An 18,440-nucleotide genomic window follows, 5' to 3' on the forward strand; every position below is an offset into this window, starting at 1 on the left:
TGCGGGGTCAATTACCTGCACCTGATGCCTCTGCTGGCCAGCCCCCGGGGCAAAAGCGACGGCGGCTATGCCGTGGCGGATTTCCGCACCATCCAGCCCGAACTGGGCACCATGGAGGATTTCAACGCCCTGACCAGCGCCTGCCACCAAAAGGGAATCAGCGTCTGCCTCGACTTTGTGATGAACCACACCTCGGAGGAGCACGAGTGGGCCCGCCGCGCCTGCGCCGGAGAGAAAGAATACCAGGACCGGTACTTCTTCTTTGACGACGACACCATCCCCAACCAGTACGAGCAGACCTGTCCGCAGGTGTTCCCCACCACTGCGCCGGGCAACTTCACCTGGCTGCCCGACTGCCGGAAGATGGTGATGACCACCTTTTACCCCTACCAGTGGGACCTGAATTACGCAAATCCGGTGGTCTTCAACGAGATGGCGGGCAACCTGCTCTACCTTGTCAACCAGGGTGTGGACGTGGTGCGGCTGGACGCGGTGCCCTACATCTGGAAGCAGCTGGGCACCAGCTGCCGCAACCTGCCCCAGGTCCACACCATCGTGCGGATGATCCGGATGATCTGCGAGATCGTCTGCCCCAGTGTCCTGCTGCTGGGCGAAGTGGTGATGGAGCCGGCCCGGGTCGCCCCCTACTTCGGCACCCCCGACAAACCCGAGTGCCATATGCTGTACAATGTCACCACCATGTGCACCACCTGGCACACGGTGGCCACCGCCGACACCGCCCTGCTCCGCCGCCAGCTGGACATCCTGGCCGGTCTGCCCCAAAACTGCATCTTCCAGAACTACCTGCGCTGTCACGACGACATCGGCTGGGGCCTTGACTACGATTTCCTGGCCCGGTTCGGAATGCAGGAGGTCCCGCACAAAAAGTACCTGAACGATTTCTTTACCGGCAAGACGGCGAACTCCTTCGCCATCGGGGAGCTGTACAACGACGACCCCCGCCTGGGGGACGCCCGCCTCTGCGGCACCACGGCCTCCCTCTGCGGCATCGAGCGGGCCGGCTTCGCCGGGGACAAGGCCGCGCAGGAAAAGGCCGTCCGGCTCGACCTGACCCTTCACGCCTTTATGCTCTCACAGTCGGGCCTCCCTGTGCTGTACAGCGGGGACGAGATCGGCCAGCTCAACGATTACAGCTACAAAGACGACCCCGAAAAGGCTTCGGACAGCCGTTACATCCACCGCGGCGCCTTCCCCTGGGCGCTGGCCGCCAACCGCAGCATACCCGGCACGCTGCAAAACGAGCTGTTCCCGGCCCTGCGCCGGATCGAGGAAGCGCGCCGCAGCCACAGCGTCTTTGACGCCGGGGTGCCGTTTCACACCATCGACACCCAAAACCGGGCGGTCCTCGGTCTTGTCCGCGAGAACGAGAGCGAAACATTCATTGGCCTGTACAACTTCGGCGGCGAGCGGTGCACAGTCTGCACCGGCGAAACCGGCCTCTATACGGATCTTGTCACCGGTGAAGCCGTCGATGCCGGAAACGTCCCTCTGGAGCCCTTTGGCTTCCGGTGGCTCTGGAAAGGAACACCCGCCCATCCCTGACCGAAATCCATGCAAAAAATCCCCGCTCGGACGAATGCTTCATCCATTCGCCGGGGCGGGGATTTGCAGGTTCAGGGGACAGAAAACCTTCCGTTTCTTCTATCCTCCCTGCAAACAACTTTTGATAAAGAAAAAACGTACCCGAACCCTTCCTCGTAGAGAACTGGGTTCGGATACGCCTTGTTTGGTGGACGGTACAGGACTCGAACCTGTGACCTCCTGCACGTCAAGCAGATGCTCTACCAGCTGAGCTAACCGTCCAACTCGGTACCGCGGTGTGCGGCCTGATTATCATAGCATATTCTGCGGCAAAATGCAAGAGGAAAATGCAAAAAAATCAAAATCGTCCGAAAGTCCGTATGCGGCCCTGCTGCGGCCGCCGGGGCGCGGCACATCAAAAGAGGGCAGGGTGTGATTTGCCATTCCTGCCGCGCTGTGCTATACTATTACAGTATCTTTTTCGGCGCGTGCTGCGCCAAAAATCGGGAAAGGAAGGTCGGCGCAGAGGGTGAGAGTGTTGGGCATTGACCCCGGTTATGCCATTGTGGGCTGGGGCGTGGTGGATTATGGAGGCAACCGGTTCACGCCGGTGGATTTCGGCGCGGTGACCACCGACGCAGGCCGGCCTTTTGAAGAACGTCTGGCGGCCGTCTACGACGGCGTGTGCGGGGTGATCCACCGGACCAGGCCCCAGGTGCTGGCCATCGAGAAGCTGTTCTATCAGCACAACCAGACCACCGTCATCGGGGTGGCGGAAGCCAGAGGGGTCATCCTGCTGGCGGCGGCCCAGGCGGGGCTTCCCGTCTACGAATACACCCCCATGCAGGTCAAACAGGCGGTGACCGGCTATGGCAAGGCGGTGAAAAAACAGGTGCAGGAGATGACCCGCATCCTGCTGCATCTGCCCGCCGTGCCCAAACCCGATGATACCGCCGACGCTTTGGCCATGGCCATCACCTTCTGCCACACCAGCGCCAACCAGCTGACGCGGCTTTCGGTGCACAGGCCCGGGCCGATCTGACCAGCTGAGAGGGAGGGGAAAACGTGATCTATTGCCTGAACGGGAAAATCGTCAAAAAAACGCTGGACAGCGTGGTGGTCGCCTGCGGCGGCGTGGGCTATCTGGCCCAGTGCCCCACCTCTGTGGCTGCGGCACTGCCCGGCGCCGGGGCGGAGGCCACCCTCTACACCGTCTTGAACGTGACCGAGAACGACATCAGCCTCTACGGCTTTGCCACCGAGGAGCAGCAGAACTGCTTCAAGCTGCTGACGGCGGTGTCGGGGGTGGGGCCCAAGGTGGGACTGGCCATCCTCAGCGTCATGGAACCGGACCGGGTCTACCTGGCGGTGTCCGCCGGGGACCACAAGGCCTTCAAGGCGGCCAGCGGGGTAGGGCCCAAGCTGGCCCAGCGCATCGTGCTGGAATTGAAAGATAAGGTGGCCAAGGGCGCTGCGGGCTCTGCGGTGCTGGAGGACCTCTCGGGGGTGTCGGCGGCAGCCGGCGGCCAGACCGGCGCCCAGGCCATTGCGGCGCTGGTATCCCTGGGGTACAGCCAGAGCGAGGCGGCGGTGGCCATTTCCAAGATCGACCCTGTGCTGCCGGTGGAGGAGATCATCCGCCTGGCGCTGCGGGGGATGGCAGGGGGGAGATAAACCATGCAGGACCAAGCGATCTATGGCGCAAAAATGATGCAGCCCGGCCTGACCGCTGCGGACACCGAGGAAAACAACCTCCGCCCGCAGCATCTGGAGGACTATATCGGGCAGGAAAAGGTCAAGCAGAACCTGAAGGTCTACCTGGAGGCGGCCCGCCGCCGGGGCGAGGCCATGGACCATGTGCTGCTCTACGGCCCTCCGGGCCTGGGCAAGACCACCCTGGCGGGGATCATTGCCAACGAGATGGGGGTGCAGATCCGGATCACCAGCGGCCCCGCCATCGAAAAGCCCGGGGACCTGGCCGCTTTGCTGACCAACCTCCAGGAAGGGGACGTGCTGTTCATCGACGAGATCCACCGGCTGTCCCGTCAGGTGGAGGAAGTGCTCTATCCGGCGCTGGAGGATTACGCCCTGGATATCATCATCGGAAAGGGGCCCAGCGCCCAGAGCATCCGGATCAACCTTCCCCACTTCACCCTGGTGGGGGCCACCACGCGGGCGGGCCAGCTGACCGGCCCGCTGCGGGACCGCTTCGGGGTGCTGCTCAAGCTGGAACTGTACAGCCCGGACGAGCTGGCCCAGATCATCCGGCGCAGCGCCGGCATCCTGGACCAGCCCATCACCCCCGAGGGCGCCTACGAGCTGGCCAAACGCAGCCGGGGCACCCCCCGTGTGGCCAACCGCTTTCTCAAGCGGGTGCGGGATTTTGCCACCGTGCTGGGGGACGGCGTGATCGACCGGGAGGTCTGCCTGATGGCTCTGCGCCGGATGGATGTGGACGAACTGGGCCTGGACGAGCTGGACCGCAGCCTGCTGCGGGCCATCATCGAGATGTACGGCGGAGGGCCGGTGGGCCTGGAGACCCTGGCCGCTGCGCTGGGGGAGGAGGCCGTCACCCTGGAGGACCTGTGCGAGCCCTATCTGATGCAGATGGGCTTCCTCACCCGTACCCCGCGGGGCCGCTGCGTCACCCATCTGGCCTACCAGCATCTGGGGATGCGCCCGCCCGAGGACCTTTCCCCTGAGGACAGCGGCCAGCAGAGTATGTTTTGACCGTTTTGACATACTGTTTTGATAGAAGGAGCCGCGCTGCGGCCTGAGAAGAAGGGATCTGACACTATGGGAAAGTATTTTGGCACCGACGGCGTCCGGGGCATTGCAGGCGCCGATCTGACCTGTGAGCTGGCCATGAAGCTGGGCCGGGGGGTGGCCGCCGTCCTCACCGACGGCACCGGCCGCAAGCCCCGCATCCTGATCGGCAAGGACACCCGCCAGTCGGGAGATATGCTGGAGGCGGCGCTGACCGCCGGCCTGTGCAGCGTGGGGGCTGACGTGGAGACCCTGGGGGTGCTGCCCACCCCTGCGGTGGCCTATCTGGTCACCAAGTACAAGGCGGACGCGGGCGTGGTCATCTCGGCCTCCCACAATCCGATGGAGTTCAATGGCATCAAGGTGTTCGCCTCCACCGGCTACAAGCTGCCCGACGAGGTGGAAGGGCGGATCGAAGCCCACATCGACAACGATTGCAAGGATATCCCCCTGGCCACCGGCGCCGGGGTGGGGCAGGTCTCCTTCCGCTCCGACGGCCTGCGGGACTATGTGGACCACCTCTATGAGGCCATCAACGGGGACCTGTCCGGGCTGAACATCTGCATCGACTGCGCCAACGGAGCCGCCGCCGCAGTGGCCCAGAAGCTGTTCCCCCGGCTGGGGGCACGGTGCAGCTTCCTCGGCGTCACGCCCGATGGCCGCAACATCAACGACGGGGTGGGCAGCACCCATCTGGAGAAGCTGGAAAAAGAGGTGGTGGAGGGCGGCTATGACTGCGGCATCGCCTTTGACGGGGACGCCGACCGGTGCCTGGCCTGCGATGAGCAGGGCCGGGAGATCGACGGCGACAAGATCATCGCCCTGCTGGCCATGATGATGAAGCAGAAGGGCCGGCTGGACGCCGATACCGCCGTGGTCACCGTCATGTCCAACCTGGGCTTTGTCAAGTTCATGGAGTGCCAGGGCATCCGCACCGAAAAGACCGCCGTGGGCGACCGGTATGTGCTGGAGAATATGCGGGAAAACGGCTACGCCATCGGCGGCGAACAGAGCGGCCATGTGATCCTGCTGCACCACGCCACCACCGGCGACGGGGAGCTGACCGCCGGCAAGCTGCTCAAACTGCTGGCCGAGAGCGGCAAAAAGATGAGCGAGCTGAACGGCATCTACGCCCAGTTCCCCCAGGTGCTGATCAACGTGGAGGCCAACGCCGCCCAGAAGGCCGCCTATAAAGAGGACGAGGTGCTGGCCGGCTTCATCGAGAACGAGCAGCAGAAGCTGATGGGGATGGGCCGGGTGCTGGTGCGCGTGTCGGGCACCGAGCCCAAGATCCGGGTGATGGTGGAAGGCGAGGATCTGGAGGAGATCCAGGCCTGCGCCCAGCGGATCGTGGAGCGGATCGGGCGCCGCATTTTGAACAAGTGAAAAGAAAGGGCAGACCATGAGAGCAGCCGACAGCTGGAAGGATTATGAATTACTGGACGCCACCGGGGGCAACCGGCTGGAGCGGTGGGGCACGGCCCTGCTGGTGCGGCCCGACCCCCAGGTGGTGTGGAAAAGCGCCCCCCAGAGCCCCCTGTGGGCCAAGGCGGACGCCGTCTACCACCGCTCGAGCAAGGGGGGCGGCCAGTGGGAATACCGCCGCTCCCTGCCCGAACGCTGGCAGATCCACTGCGGCGAAGGGGAGGACCGGCTGACTTTGATCGTCAGCCCCACCGGTTTCAAGCATACCGGCGTCTTTCCCGAACAGGCGGTCAACTGGGCCTGGTATGGCCGCAAGATCCGGGCTGCGGGCCGGCCCATCCGGGTGCTGAACCTGTTCGGCTACACCGGCGGGGCCACCCTGGCCTGCGCGGCGGCAGGGGCCTCGGTGTGCCATGTGGACGCCTCCAAGGGGATGGTGCAGTGGGGCAAGGAGAACGCCGCCGCCAGCGGCCTGGCCGGCCGGCCCATCCGCTGGCTGGTGGATGACTGCACCAAGTTCGTGGCCAGGGAAAAGCGCCGGGGCAGCACCTACGACGCCATCATCATGGACCCGCCCAGCTATGGCCGGGGGCCCGGGGGCGAGGTGTGGAAGCTGGAGGACTGCGTCTACGACCTGATCTGCCAGTGCGCCGACCTGCTGGGCAGCCAGCCGCTGTTCTTTGCCATCAACAGCTACACCGCAGGGCTGAGCCCGGCGGTGATGGAATATATCCTCAAGACCACCCTGGTGCCCCGGTTCGGGGGCGGCGCCAGCTGCGACGAGATCGGGCTGCCGGTGACCGCCACCGGAGGGGTAGTGCCCTGCGGCTCTACCGCCATCTGGGAGGCGCTGTAAAAAACAAAAGACGATCCTGAGAATGGGGCGCAGCCCGGGCAGAAGGCGGGCGCGCCACCGGAAAAGAGAGCGAAAGATGAACGAGACCATTTTGCAGGCAAAGGACCTGCGTTTCCGCTACGACCCTGAAAACGGCCCCTATGCACTGGACGGGGTGTCGGTGGGGGTCAGGCGGGGAGAGTTCGTGGCGGTGCTGGGGGCCAACGGGTGCGGCAAGTCCACCCTGGCCAAGCACTTCAACGCCATCCTGCTGCCCGAGAGCGGCACCGTGACGGTGGAGGGGATGGACACCGCCGACGACAGCAAACTGTATGACATCCGCCAGAAGGTGGGGATGGTGTTCCAGAATCCGGACAACCAGATCGTGGCCACCGTGGTGGAGGAGGATGTGGCCTTCGCCCTGGAAAACCTGGGCGTCCCCACCGGAGAGATGCGCCGCCGCATCGACGACGCCATGAAGATGACCGGCATCTACGAGATGCGCCACCGCCCCCCGCATAACCTGTCGGGCGGGCAGAAACAGCGGGTGGCCATCGCCGGCGTGGTGGCCATGAGCCCCGACTGCATCGTGCTGGACGAGGCCACGGCCATGCTCGACCCCCGGGGCCGGGAACAGGTGATGCAGACCATCCACCGGCTCAACCGGGATATGGGCATCACGGTGGTGGCCATCACCCACTATATGGAAGAAGCCGCCCAGGCCGACCGGGTGGTGGTGATGAGCCATGGCCGGATCGTGATGGAGGGCACCCCCAAAGAGGTGTTCAGCCAGACCGACCGGGTCCGGGCGCTGCACCTGGATGTGCCCCAGGCCGCCGAGCTGCGGGACGAGCTGGTGCGGGCGGGCATCCCCATGCCCGAAGGGATCATCGACCCGGGAGAATGCGCGCAGGCTCTCTATGAGCTGCTGAAGTGAGGGAGGGCGGATATGGCAAGCATCATCAAGGTAGAACACCTTTCCTATGTGTACAACCCCGGGATGCCCGGGGCGGTCACCGCCCTGGACGACGTCAGCTTTGAGGTGGAAGAAGGGGACTTCGTGGGCATCATCGGGGCCACGGGCTCGGGCAAGAGCACCCTGATCGCCCACATGAACGGCCTCAACCGCCCCACCAGCGGCCGGATCATCATCGACGGCCGGGACGTCTGGGCGGACCCGGGCAAGATCCGGGATTTCCGGTTTTTGACCGGGCTGGTGTTCCAGTATCCCGAATACCAGCTGTTTGAGGAGACCTGCTATAAGGACATCGCCTTCGGACCCAGGAACATGGGCCTGGACGAACCGGAGATCGACCGCCGGGTACGGGAGGCGGCGCGCTTTGTGGGCCTGGACGAAAAGCTGCTGGACCGCAGCCCCTTTGAGCTGTCGGGCGGCCAGAAGCGCCGGGTGGCCGTGGCCGGCGTGATGGCCATGGAGCCCCGCATCCTGGTGCTGGACGAGCCGGCTGCCGGACTGGACCCGGAAGGGCGGGATTCGATCTTGTCGGCCATCCGGGAATACCACAAAAAAACGGGGGTCACGGTGCTGCTGGTGTCCCACAGCATGGAGGACATCGCCCGCTATGCGGACCGGGTGCTGGTGATGGCCCAGCGCAAGGTGGCCATGTATGACACAGTGGAAAACGTCTTTGCCCGGGCCGAGGAACTGCTGGCTCTGGGCCTGTCGGTGCCCCAGGTGACCAAGATCTTCCTCAAGCTGCGCCAAATGGGCATCGATGTGCCGGCGGATGTGTATACCATCCCCTATGCCGTCAAAAAGCTGGTGGAGGCCAAGGCCCGCCATGACGCAGGGGAGAGCCTGGAACTGCCCCGCCCGGGCAGCGCCGCGCAGAAAGGGGGCGCCGCAGAATGATCCGTGACATCACCATCGGCCAGCACTTCCCGGGCAACAGCCTGGTGCACCGCTTTGACCCGCGGCTCAAGCTGGTGCTGACCATCGTCTATATCGCGGTGCTGTTCGCCGCATCCAACCCCCTGGGCCTGGCCCTGTCGGTGGTCTTTCTGGCCGCCATGTACCTGGTGGCCCAGATCCCCCTCAAGATGATCGGGCGGAGCCTCAAACCCATCCTGCCCATCATCCTGTTCACCGCAGTGCTCAACGTGTTCTTTGTCAGCGGGGAGGGGGAGCCGCTGTTCCGCTGGGGCTTTGTGACCATCTACGCCGCCGGCGTCCGCTATGCCGTCGTGATGGCGGTGCGGGTGGCCGCCCTGATCGCGGGGACAAGCCTTTTGACCTATACCACCAGCCCCATCGTCCTGACCGACGCCATCGAGGCGCTGCTGCGCCCGCTGGCCCGGCTGCGCTTCCCGGTGCACGAGCTGGCCATGATGATGAGCATCGCCCTGCGGTTCATCCCCACCCTGATCGAGGAGACCGACAAGATCATGAACGCCCAGAAAGCCCGCGGGGCCATGCTGGACACCGGCAAACTGACCGACCGGGTCAAGGCGCTGGTGCCGGTGCTGATCCCGCTGTTCATCTCGGCGTTCCGCCGTGCCGATGAGCTGGCCATGGCCATGGAATGCCGGTGCTACCGGGGCGGCGAGGGCCGCACCCGGCTCAAGGTGCTGCGGTGCTGCGGCCAGGACTACATCGACCTGGCGTTCTGCATCGTGTGCTTTCTGGTCATCCTGTCCTCCCGCATGGTGTTCCCCAACTATTAAAGAGCTGCAATACGGGGCCCCGGGCCTGCCCGGCGGCCCTGTCGTTGTTCTTTTCCCATTTTCGCCAAAGAACCATGTTACATTGAAAGGAGCGCTGGTATGACCTGGCTGCTGACCCTGGCTTTTGACGGGACTGAATACTGCGGCTTTCAGGTGCAGCCCAACGGGCGCAGCGTGGCGGCCGCCTTCCAGGATGGACTGGAGGCGGTGATCGGCTGCCGGCCGGATATCAAGGGGTGCAGCCGCACCGACGCGGGGGTGCACGCTCTGGGCTTTGCCCTCAGCTTTGAGGCCGAACTGGCCATCCCGCCCCAGAAGCTGCCCCTGGCCCTGAACACCAAACTCCCCCGGGACATCCGGGTGCTGAAGGCCCGGCAGGTGCCCGACGGGTTCCATGCGCGGTATGCGGCCCACACCAAGACCTACCTCTACCGCATCCACAACAGCCCCATCGACTCCCCCTTTGAGGAGCGGTATTACTGCCGGATGCCCGGCCGCCTGGACGAGGAAAAAATGGCCCGGGCGGCGGCGCATTTTGTGGGGCGGCATGATTTCCTGGCCCTGTGCGCCGCCCACAGCTCGGCGGCGGCCCATGGGGATACCGTCCGCACCATCACCCGGTGCGATGTGTCCCGCCGGGGGGATACGGTGGAGATCACGGTGACGGCGGACGGCTACCTGTACAATATGGTGCGCATCCTGGCGGGCACCCTGTGTGAGGTGGGGGCGGGCCGGCTGGAGCCGGACGCAGTGCCCCGGATCCTGGCCAGCCGGGACCGCCGGCAGGCCGGGCCTACCCTGCCGGCCAAGGGGCTGTTTTTGCACCATGTAGACTACGGAAAGGAAGCAGAGGGATGAGAAAGACCGGCCGGAAGGCCCGCATGGAGGAGATGTCCGCGGGCCGGATCGAATATCTGGAGGCCGCCCGCCGCCGCGTGAACAACCGCCGGCTGCGGCGCACCGCGCTGCTGGTGGCAGTGGTGGCGGCGCTGGTCATCTACCTGACCGGGCTGGTCAACACCTCGGTGATGGTGCTGGAGGACCTGGCCGACTCGGTGCGCATCGCGCTGATGCCGGAGCAGGGCTTTCCCCAGCAGACGGGGGTGGGGAATGTCTACCAGGCCGAGAGCCTGGGGGACAGCTTTGTGGTGCTGGGGGAGGACGGCTGCGCCGTCTTGGCCGACAGCGGCGGACGTCTGAACACCATCAGCACCGGCTATGCCCGGCCTGCCATCGCGGCGGGCAAAAACGGCTTTGTGCTGTACAACCGCTCGGGCAGCGAGCTGCGTGTGGAGAGCCGCACCCGGGAGATGTACACCCGCCAGACCGAGGGCAGCATCTTCCTGTGCGCGCTGAGCAACGGCGGAGAGCTGGCGGTGGCCACCGACGACGTGCGCAAGTTCGCGCTGCTGACCGTCTATGACTCCCACCGGAAGGAGCTGCTGACCTGGAGCCTGACCACCGCCGAGGGGGTGCCCATGCGGATGGACTTTTCCCCCGACGGCACCCAGCTGGCCATTGCGGCGGTGACCGCCCAGGAGGGCCAGATCATCTCCAACCTGTATCTGCTCAACCTGCGGGCAGGGGAACCCCAGCTGCTGGCCAGTGAGCCGGGCAGCACCCCTCTGGACCTGCAATGGATGAGCAACGACAGACTGCTGGCCGTGTACGATACCCACGCGGCTCTCTTTGGCTCCAGCGGCGCGGTCCAGGCCCGCCGGGAGTTCGGGGGCGCGGCGGTGGCCGGCGTGTCGGTGGGGCAGGGCGGGGCCGCCGTCCTGCTGGGCAGCGGCCAGCTGAGCACCACCGCCCTGGCGCTGGACGCCGGACTGAACACCCGCTACGAGGGCCCTGTGCCCAGCGCCAACGACATTGTGTGGACGGCGGACGCCTTTTATCTTTTGTGCGACAGCTCGGTGGAATGCTTCTCCCTGGAGGGGGCGTACCAGTGGAGCATGCCTCTGGATGCCCGGCCCCAGGCCATGGTGGCGGGCAAGGGCGGGCTGTTCGTCCTGACCGAGAATATGGCCCGGCGGGTCACGCCCCCCGCCCAAGACCAGGAACAGGCCGGCAGTCCGCCCGCAGCGTAAAAAGTTTGGCACTCAGACGGCCTGTCTGATAAGAATTTTGTCTATGTTCATGAATCCGTCATTTCTTTTTGATATTATTTGTACGGCGATCTGGATCGGCCTGACCATACACTATGCCCGCAAGGGGCTTTTGGCCGCCCTGGTGCAGATCGCCGGCAACCTGTTCAGCCTGGTCGGAGCACAGCAGCTGGCGGCCTGGGGCTCGGGGGAAGTGTTCGACCGCTTTTTTGCGGGCAGCTTCCGGGAGCGGATCGCCGCCAGCCTGGCAGCGGGCGGCGCCGCCGACCTGGACCGGATCGCCCAGCGGTATGCGGGCTTTCTGCCCGAGAGCATCCGCCGCCAGGTGGTGGAGGCCTGCCAGCGGGCGCTGGACGGCCTTCTGACCGACAACGTGCTGGTCATCGCGGACACCATCGTCCAGGACGTGGTGCGTCCGCTGCTGACGCCGGTGTTTTCGGTGGTGCTGTTCTTTCTGTGCTTCGCCGCCCTGCGTATGCTGATCAGCCTGCTGGTCACCGTGCTGGGACTGGTCAACCACCTGCCGGTGATCGGGGCGGTCAACCGGTGGCTGGGGGTCTCTGTGGGAGCCCTGGCAGGGGTGGCAGACCTGTTTTTGCTGCTGTGCGTGGTCTGGGCCCTGATGGTCATTACCGGGGGCAATCTGCCCGCCCTGAATGAGACCACCCTGAGCGGCAGCTTTTATTATCAAATCTTCAGCCTCATCAACCCGTTTGTATAGCGCATGAAATAGAGAGTGGATTGGGCAAGGCTTTGCGATAGGAGGAAACGCCTATGGTTTGCGTTCGATGCAAAAAAAGACCGGCCATCATCTTCATCCAGCGGATGGAGAATGGCCAGATGAAGCAGGAGGGCTACTGCCTGCACTGCGCCCGTGAAATGCACATCAAGCCCGTGGAGGACCTGATGAAGCAGTTCGGTATGTCCGAACAGGATATGGACAATATGGAAGACCGGATGGATTCCATGATGGAAGAGATGGGGGACGGCGCCAACCCCCTGGCCATGATGATGGGGATGCAGCAGGACGGCGGCGATGACGGCGGGGAGGATACCGACGGCTTTACCCCGGGCGGCAACGCCACCTTCCCGCTGAGCATCAACAGCCAGGAGGGCAGCCAGGGCGGCCAGGGCCCCAAAAACGGCAAGGGGGGCAAAAAGCCGCCCCGCCGCAAATACCTGGACACCTACTGTGAGAACCTGGTGGCCAAGGCCCGCGCCGGCAAGCTGGACAACATCGTGGGCCGGGACCGGGAGATCTACCGCACCATCCAGATCCTGTCCCGCCGTCAGAAGAACAACCCCTGCCTGATCGGCGAGGCCGGCGTGGGCAAGACCGCCATTGCCGAGGGCATCGCCGAGCGGATCGCCGCCGGGCAGGTGCCGGCCCAGCTGAAGGACAAGGAGATCTATCTGCTGGACCTGACCGCCCTGGTGGCGGGCACCCAGTTCCGCGGCCAGTTTGAGCAGCGGGTCAAGGGCCTGCTGAACGAGGTCCGCCAGGCGGGCAACGTGATCCTGTTCATTGACGAGATCCACACCATCACCGCCGCCGGCGAGAGCGAGGGCGCCATGAACGCGGGCAATATCCTCAAGCCCGCCCTTTCCCGCGGGGAGATCCAGGTCATCGGCGCCACCACCTTTGCGGAGTACCGCAAGTATATCGAAAAGGACCAGGCCCTGGAGCGCCGGTTCCAGCCGGTGCGGGTGGAGGAGCCCAGCATTTCGGATACCATCGCCGTGATGAACGGCATCAAGCGCTACTACGAGGCGTACCACCATGTTCAGGTGCCGCCCGCCGTGGTCAGCGCCGCCGTCACCCTGTCGGAGCGGTACATCACCGACCGCTACCTGCCCGACAAGGCCATCGACCTGCTGGACGAGGCCTGCGCCAGCTGCAACCTGGCCCACCCCGAGATCTCGGCCTATCTGGAGGCCCAGAAGGAGCTGGACGCCCTCCGGCAGGAGGAAGCGGAGATGGAGACGGACTCGGCCGACCAGCCCATCGACTACGAGGCAGTGGCCGAGCGCAAGACCCGCATCGCCCAGCTGGAGGCCGAGGTGCCCGCCAAACAGGCGGCTGCCAGCGAGATCCAGGTGTCGATGGACGACCTGGCCCGGGTGATCGAGCTGTGGACCGGCATCCCGGCGGTCAAGATCCGGGAGACGGAGTACGTCCGCCTGGCCGGCCTGGAGGATGAGCTGAAAAAGAAGATCATCGGCCAGGACGAGGCGGTGCACCTGGTGGCCCAGGCGGTCAAGCGCAGCCGCGCCGACCTGGCGGGCCGCCGCCGTCCGGCCAGCTTCATCTTTGTGGGCCCCACCGGCGTGGGCAAGACCGAGCTGGTCAAGCAGCTGGCCAGCCAGCTGTTCTCGGGTCCCGATCCCCTGATCCGGCTGGACATGAGCGAATATATGGAGAAATACGCCGTATCCCGGATGATCGGGTCGCCTCCGGGCTATGTGGGCTATGAGGAGGCCGGCCAGCTGACCGAGAAGGTCCGCCGCCGCCCCTACAGCGTGGTGCTGTTCGACGAGATCGAAAAGGCCCACCCCGATGTCATGAACATCCTGCTGCAGATCCTGGACGAGGGCAAGATCAACGACGCCCAGGGCCGCACGGTGGACTTTTCCAACACGGTCATCTGCATGACCTCCAACGCCGGCTCCTCCGAGCACGGCACCGGGAGTCTGGGCTTCAACAAGAGCGCCGAGCAGATGAACGAGGATAAGACCATGAAGGCCCTGAGCAGCTTCCTGCGGCCCGAATTCCTGGGCCGTGTGGATGAGATCGTGGTGTTCAAACCCCTCGGCGGCGAGGTGCTGGAGAAGATCGCGGCCCTGATGCTGGAGGAATACCGCGCCGGCATGGAGGCCAAGGGCATCGCTTACAGCTACACCCCCGAGGCCCTCAAGGCTCTGGTGGCCCAGTGCCAGGGCGGCAAGTTTGGCGCCCGCGACCTGCGGCGGATCATCCGCAAACAGGTGGAGGACCCCGCCGCCAGCCGCATCATCGACGGGGAGCTGGCCATGGGCGGCAGCCTGACGGTGGATGCCGAGGCGGGCAGCGTGGTGCTGCGCACCTGAGATCGCGCTCCAAAGCCCCCTGCCCGCCCGCTTGAGCAAACTGTGAAATCTGAGCCGGGGGATGGGCTTTCATTGCAATTCGCAGGCCGGATGTTGTATACTGGGGAGGACCGAAAGCAGATGACAGAGGGGCCTATGGCCCATGGAGGCTGGAACCATGCTTACCATCACCGTAGCGCAGGACGGCAGCGGCAACTTTGCCAGCATCGGCGAAGCTGTTATGGCAGTGCCTTATGATACCCCTGCCCGGATCCTGATCGGCCCGGGCACCTACCGGGAAAAACTTGTATGCGAAAAACAGCAGATCACCCTGAAGGGGGCGGGGATGGAACAGACCCGCCTGGTGTGGAACGACGGCGGCAAGCTGCCCCACCGGGACGGCCGCCCCACCCATACCTTCCGCAGCTGGACCGCATTTTTCAGCGGGGACGATCTGACGGTAGAGGATATGACCATCCAGAACGACGCCGGTCCCGGGGCCCAGGTGGGCCAGGCCATTGCGGCCTATGTGGACAGCCGGCGGGCGGCTTTCCGCCATGTGCGGCTGCTGGGCAACCAGGATACCCTGTTCTGTGCGCCCCTGCCCGAGAAAGAGCGGGAGAAGGACGGCTTTTTGGGGCCCCGGGTGTTTGCGCCGCGGCGGCCCAGCGCCCAGTATTACCAGGGGTGCGTCATCGAAGGGGACATCGACTTCATCTTTGGCGGGGGCGACGCTCTGTTTGAACAGTGCGTGGTGCGCTCGGTGGACAACGGACCCGGCCGGGAAGGCCGCGGCTATGTCACCGCCCCGTCCACCCCGCCGGATGGGCTGGGGTTCGTATTTTGGGACTGCGACTTTGTGTCGGACTGTCCCGCCGGCTCGGTGTATCTGGGCCGCCCCTGGCGTCCCACCGGCAAGACCGCGGTACTGGAGTGCCGGCTGGGCCAGCACATTGCGCCGGAGGGCTTCTGCCCCTGGAACAACCGCTCGGACTGGGACAAAGCCTTCTTTGCAGAGGAGGGCAACACCGGCCCCGGCGCCAAAGAGCGGCAGGGGGGCCTGGTAAAGATGCTGTCCGCCCGGGAGGCGGGAGAAGTGCTGATCCAGGCCCGCAAACGGTGCCGCCCCGAATGAAAGGAACAGGGATCGGAAAGGAAGGGACAGGCCGATGCAGCGTCTGCCGGATTGGCTCAAATGGCTGGTAGTGGTACTGGCACTGGTGGTGCTGGGCGCTCTGATGCTGGCGGTGGATGACCGGGCTTCCCGGGTGGATATGCCCGACCCGGACGATACCTTCGGCATCTACCAGAGCAGCAGCGTACCTGCATAAAAACGGAAAAACAACAAAAATGTCCCGTCCAGCCGACATGTGCGGATGGACGGGACACATACAGGGAAATTTGGCGCTGAGAGTGTGCGAGCCGCTTTGCGGCAAGTGCGCGGTTCAGCGCTAAATTTTGTCCAAAAGGGGGATATTAGGGGGAAAGAATTTCTGACCTGCGCAGCAGGCAGAAATAGGTTCCCCCTAAAGCGTGTCGTTTTTCGACACGCTCAAAGGGCCTGCCGGAGAAGGCAGGCCCTTTGCTTGTTCAGGTGGTCTCGGGGACGGGGGGCGGGCTCATGATGAACCAGAAAACGGTGCCCTTGCCCAGGGTGCTCTGCACCCCGAAGCGGAAGCCGTGCTGCTGGAAGATGGCCTTGGTGATGGAGAGCCCCAGGCCGGTGCCGGCCTTTCCGGCGTCCGAGCGGGAACGGTAGTACCGCTCGAAAATGTAGGGCAGGTCCTCGGCGGAGATGCCGGGGCCGTGGTCCTCCACTTCCACCCGGACCCCGGCCGTACAGCGCACCGCCCGCAGGATGAACACCCCGTCGGGGCCGATGTGATGCATGGCGTTGCCCAGCAGGTTGTGCAGCGCCCGCTCGATCATGGCGGGGTCGGCCCAGACGTCCAGCGGCTCGTCGGGCAGTTCCAGACGCAGGGCCCAGCCGTTCTGGCGGCAGACCGCTTCGTACCGCTCGCTGACCTCGTCGCACAGCTGGCCCATGTCAAAGCGGACCGGCTCGCACTTTTCGGCACCGCTGGTGACTTTGCTCAATTCCATCACGCTGGAGACCAGGGCGGTCAGCCGGTCGGTCTCGTCCACGATGATGTTCAGCTGCTCGTCCCGGTGGGCCTTGTCGTCCCCGGTGATGTCGCGGACCGTCTCGGCATACCCCTTGATGAGGGTGAGGGGGGTGCGCAGGTCGTGGGAGACGTTGGCCAGCAGGTCGCGCTGCATCTGCGCCGAACGCTGGACCTCCCGGGCCATGTGGTTGAAGTCTTCGGCCAGGGTGCCCAGCTCGTCCCGGCGGTTGGCGTCCAGATGCACCGAGTAGTTGCCGCCGGCCATCTGGCGGGCCGCTGCCGAGAGTTCCCGCAGGGGCCGGGTGAACCACTGGCTGAACAGCCAGGCCGCCGCCAGGGCGAAGGCGAACACCAGCACGGCAATGAGGGGCAGCATATCGCTGAGCACCTGCCCGGCCTCGGCCACATGGACCAGGCTGGTGGAGACCAGCACCGAATAGGAGCCGTCGCCGCTCATCCGGCCCACCACCACCTGGGAAGAACCGCCGCTGGTGTTCAGTACCTGGGTCCAGCTGCCGTTGATCCGGCAGGCCCGGCGCATCTCGATGACGGTGGATTTGTCCCAGGAGAAAGCGTTGTCGTCGGAGCGGGTGGTCAGGGTGCTGTTGTGGAGCAGGCAGGGGTAGAGGTTCTCGATGGTGATGATGCTGCGCAGGGTGGAGTCGGAGATGTCCACGCAGAAGTTGGTCAGCTGGGTGTTGGCCGAAAGCAGCTCGTACAGCCGGGTGCGGAAGGTGTTGTCCACCGCCAGGATGCCGAAATCCCAGCTGGAAATGATATCGCCCTGGTCCTGGGTGGCGTCGATCAGGTTGACGATCTCGTCCGCCTGGCTGGTCAGCTGGGCTTCGATCCGCTGGTTATACAGCGGCTCCAGCAGCTGGGTGGAAAGGAACCAGTACAGCCCCAGCAAAAACAGGCAGATGAAGGTGAGGAACAGCATCAGCTGGGCGCGGATGCCGGGGGATGGGTGCTGCTGTCCCGCAGGGGGCGCGGGGATGTGACAGGGCCACTTCATACGGTACACCGGTTACCGGCGGGCGTCGGGGTCAAACTTGTAGCCGATGCCCCACACGGTGACGATATAGCTGCGGCAGGCCCCCAGATGGCCGCGCAGCATCTTGACGTGGGTGTCCACGGTGCGGTCCTCGCCGAAGTAGTCGTAGTTCCACACCTTTTGCAGGATCTTTTCGCGGGACAGGGCGATCCCCTTGTTGGAAGCCAGGAACACCAGCAGGTCGAACTCCTTGGGGGTCAGGCTGACCTCCTCGCCCCCCACCCTGACGGTGTGGCTGGCGGTGTCGATGGACAGCTCCCCGAAGGTCATGATGCTGGCGGCCGTTTCGGGGTGGGAGAGGGTGCGGTTGAGCACCGCGCGCACCCGGGCCACCAGTTCCCGCGGGGAGAAGGGCTTGACCACATAGTCATCGGCGCCGCCCTCCAGGCCGGCCAGCTTGTCGTATTCCTCGCCGCGGGCGGTCAGGATGATGACGGGGGTGTTGATGTGACGGCTGCGCATCTCCCGCAGGCAGGTCATGCCGTCCATAAAGGGCATCATGAGATCCAGGATCACAAGATCGTAGCTGGCGCTGGTCACCTGGGCCAGGGCTGCGGAACCGTCGGCGGCCTCCTCACAGGTGTAGCCTGCGTATTGCAGATGCTCCCGGATCAATTCCCGGATGCGGGGTTCGTCATCGACGATCAATATTTTTGCCATGGGACGGTTGTCCTCCATTTCTTCGATTTACAGGGCATGGCCCTGGATTTTCACATTTCATTACCATAATAATACGGAAAATGTGAAGAAGTGTGAACTTTGGGTGAATCCTTTGGAAAAGATGCATCCCACACCCATTGTATCACAGTCTGCCGGCCCGGTGCAATCCAAAA

General features: G+C 64.6%; 17 protein-coding genes and 1 tRNA gene. 15 read left to right on the plus strand and 3 right to left on the minus strand.

Going from position 1 to position 18,440, the window contains the following annotated elements; genetic code table 11:
- The coding region (locus tag B5E66_RS11335) for an alpha-amylase family glycosyl hydrolase (protein ID WP_143406987.1) at positions 1–1,563 on the plus strand (1,563 nt) is incomplete at its 5' end.
- 185 nt (positions 1,564–1,748) lie between these two features.
- Here the strand turns inward: B5E66_RS11335 and B5E66_RS11340 are convergent.
- A tRNA-Val gene (locus B5E66_RS11340) sits at positions 1,749–1,824 on the minus strand.
- A gap of 247 nt (positions 1,825–2,071) precedes the next feature.
- On the opposite strand from B5E66_RS11340, the gene ruvC reads away from it, so the two are divergent.
- The 14 genes from ruvC (at position 2,072) to B5E66_RS13190 (ending at position 15,758) form a co-directional block, all read left to right on the plus strand.
- Positions 2,072–2,584, plus strand: a complete 513-nt coding sequence (ruvC, locus tag B5E66_RS11345) for a crossover junction endodeoxyribonuclease RuvC (RefSeq protein ID WP_087233104.1) — start codon at positions 2,072–2,074, stop codon at positions 2,582–2,584.
- 23 nt (positions 2,585–2,607) lie between these two features.
- A complete protein-coding gene (ruvA, locus tag B5E66_RS11350; protein WP_087233107.1) occupies positions 2,608–3,216 on the plus strand; it encodes a Holliday junction branch migration protein RuvA in 609 nt (202 codons plus the stop codon).
- A 33-nt stretch (positions 3,217–3,249) separates the two neighbouring features.
- Positions 3,250–4,272, plus strand: a complete 1,023-nt coding sequence (gene ruvB, locus B5E66_RS11355; RefSeq protein ID WP_446718513.1) for a Holliday junction branch migration DNA helicase RuvB — start codon at positions 3,250–3,252, stop codon at positions 4,270–4,272.
- A 66-nt stretch (positions 4,273–4,338) separates the two neighbouring features.
- Positions 4,339–5,694, plus strand: coding sequence for a phosphoglucosamine mutase (gene glmM / locus B5E66_RS11360; protein WP_087233113.1), 1,356 nt, complete (start codon positions 4,339–4,341; stop codon positions 5,692–5,694).
- A 16-nt stretch (positions 5,695–5,710) separates the two neighbouring features.
- Positions 5,711–6,589, plus strand: coding sequence for a class I SAM-dependent methyltransferase (locus tag B5E66_RS11365; protein WP_087233116.1), 879 nt, complete (start codon positions 5,711–5,713; stop codon positions 6,587–6,589).
- Between the two features lie 76 nt (positions 6,590–6,665).
- A complete protein-coding gene (locus B5E66_RS11370) occupies positions 6,666–7,505 on the plus strand; it encodes an energy-coupling factor transporter ATPase (protein ID WP_087233119.1) in 840 nt (279 codons plus the stop codon).
- 12 nt (positions 7,506–7,517) lie between these two features.
- Positions 7,518–8,441: an energy-coupling factor transporter ATPase gene (locus tag B5E66_RS11375; protein ID WP_087233122.1), complete on the plus strand. Its 924-nt coding sequence runs from the start codon at positions 7,518–7,520 to the stop codon at positions 8,439–8,441.
- Positions 8,438–9,253 (plus strand): energy-coupling factor transporter transmembrane component T family protein, encoded by an 816-nt coding sequence (locus B5E66_RS11380; protein ID WP_087233125.1) that lies wholly within the window; start codon positions 8,438–8,440, stop codon positions 9,251–9,253. The genes B5E66_RS11375 and B5E66_RS11380 overlap by 4 nt, the downstream gene beginning before the upstream one ends.
- Positions 9,254–9,352: 99 nt before the next feature.
- Positions 9,353–10,111 carry a tRNA pseudouridine(38-40) synthase TruA gene (truA, locus tag B5E66_RS11385; RefSeq protein WP_087233128.1) on the plus strand — a complete coding sequence of 253 codons (759 nt, stop codon included), beginning with the start codon at positions 9,353–9,355 and terminating at the stop codon, positions 10,109–10,111.
- On the plus strand, positions 10,108–11,343 hold the full coding sequence (locus B5E66_RS11390; RefSeq protein ID WP_087233131.1) for a DUF5711 family protein: 1,236 nt from the start codon (positions 10,108–10,110) through the stop codon (positions 11,341–11,343). The genes truA and B5E66_RS11390 overlap by 4 nt, the downstream gene beginning before the upstream one ends.
- A gap of 49 nt (positions 11,344–11,392) precedes the next feature.
- Positions 11,393–12,082 carry a hypothetical protein gene (locus B5E66_RS11395; RefSeq protein ID WP_242958171.1) on the plus strand — a complete coding sequence of 230 codons (690 nt, stop codon included), beginning with the start codon at positions 11,393–11,395 and terminating at the stop codon, positions 12,080–12,082.
- A gap of 53 nt (positions 12,083–12,135) precedes the next feature.
- A complete protein-coding gene (locus B5E66_RS11400) occupies positions 12,136–14,448 on the plus strand; it encodes an ATP-dependent Clp protease ATP-binding subunit (protein WP_087233137.1) in 2,313 nt (770 codons plus the stop codon).
- A gap of 157 nt (positions 14,449–14,605) precedes the next feature.
- A complete protein-coding gene (locus tag B5E66_RS11405; RefSeq protein WP_087233140.1) occupies positions 14,606–15,562 on the plus strand; it encodes a pectinesterase family protein in 957 nt (318 codons plus the stop codon).
- A 34-nt stretch (positions 15,563–15,596) separates the two neighbouring features.
- Positions 15,597–15,758: a hypothetical protein gene (locus B5E66_RS13190; protein WP_164474877.1), complete on the plus strand. Its 162-nt coding sequence runs from the start codon at positions 15,597–15,599 to the stop codon at positions 15,756–15,758.
- Positions 15,759–16,017: 259 nt separating this feature from the next.
- Here B5E66_RS13190 and B5E66_RS11410 read toward each other — a convergent pair whose 3' ends face one another.
- The gene (locus B5E66_RS11410) at positions 16,018–17,568 is read right to left on the minus strand and encodes a sensor histidine kinase (RefSeq protein ID WP_087233143.1); all 1,551 of its coding nucleotides are present in this window, start codon (positions 17,566–17,568) and stop codon (positions 16,018–16,020) included.
- Positions 17,569–17,580: 12 nt separating this feature from the next.
- Positions 17,581–18,267 (minus strand): response regulator transcription factor, encoded by a 687-nt coding sequence (locus tag B5E66_RS11415; protein WP_087233146.1) that lies wholly within the window; start codon positions 18,265–18,267, stop codon positions 17,581–17,583.
- Positions 18,268–18,440: the final 173 nt, after the last annotated feature.

It is taken from the genome of Faecalibacterium sp. An121, assembly GCF_002160915.1.
Classification (GTDB): Bacteria; Bacillota; Clostridia; order Oscillospirales; family Ruminococcaceae; genus Faecalibacterium; species Faecalibacterium avium.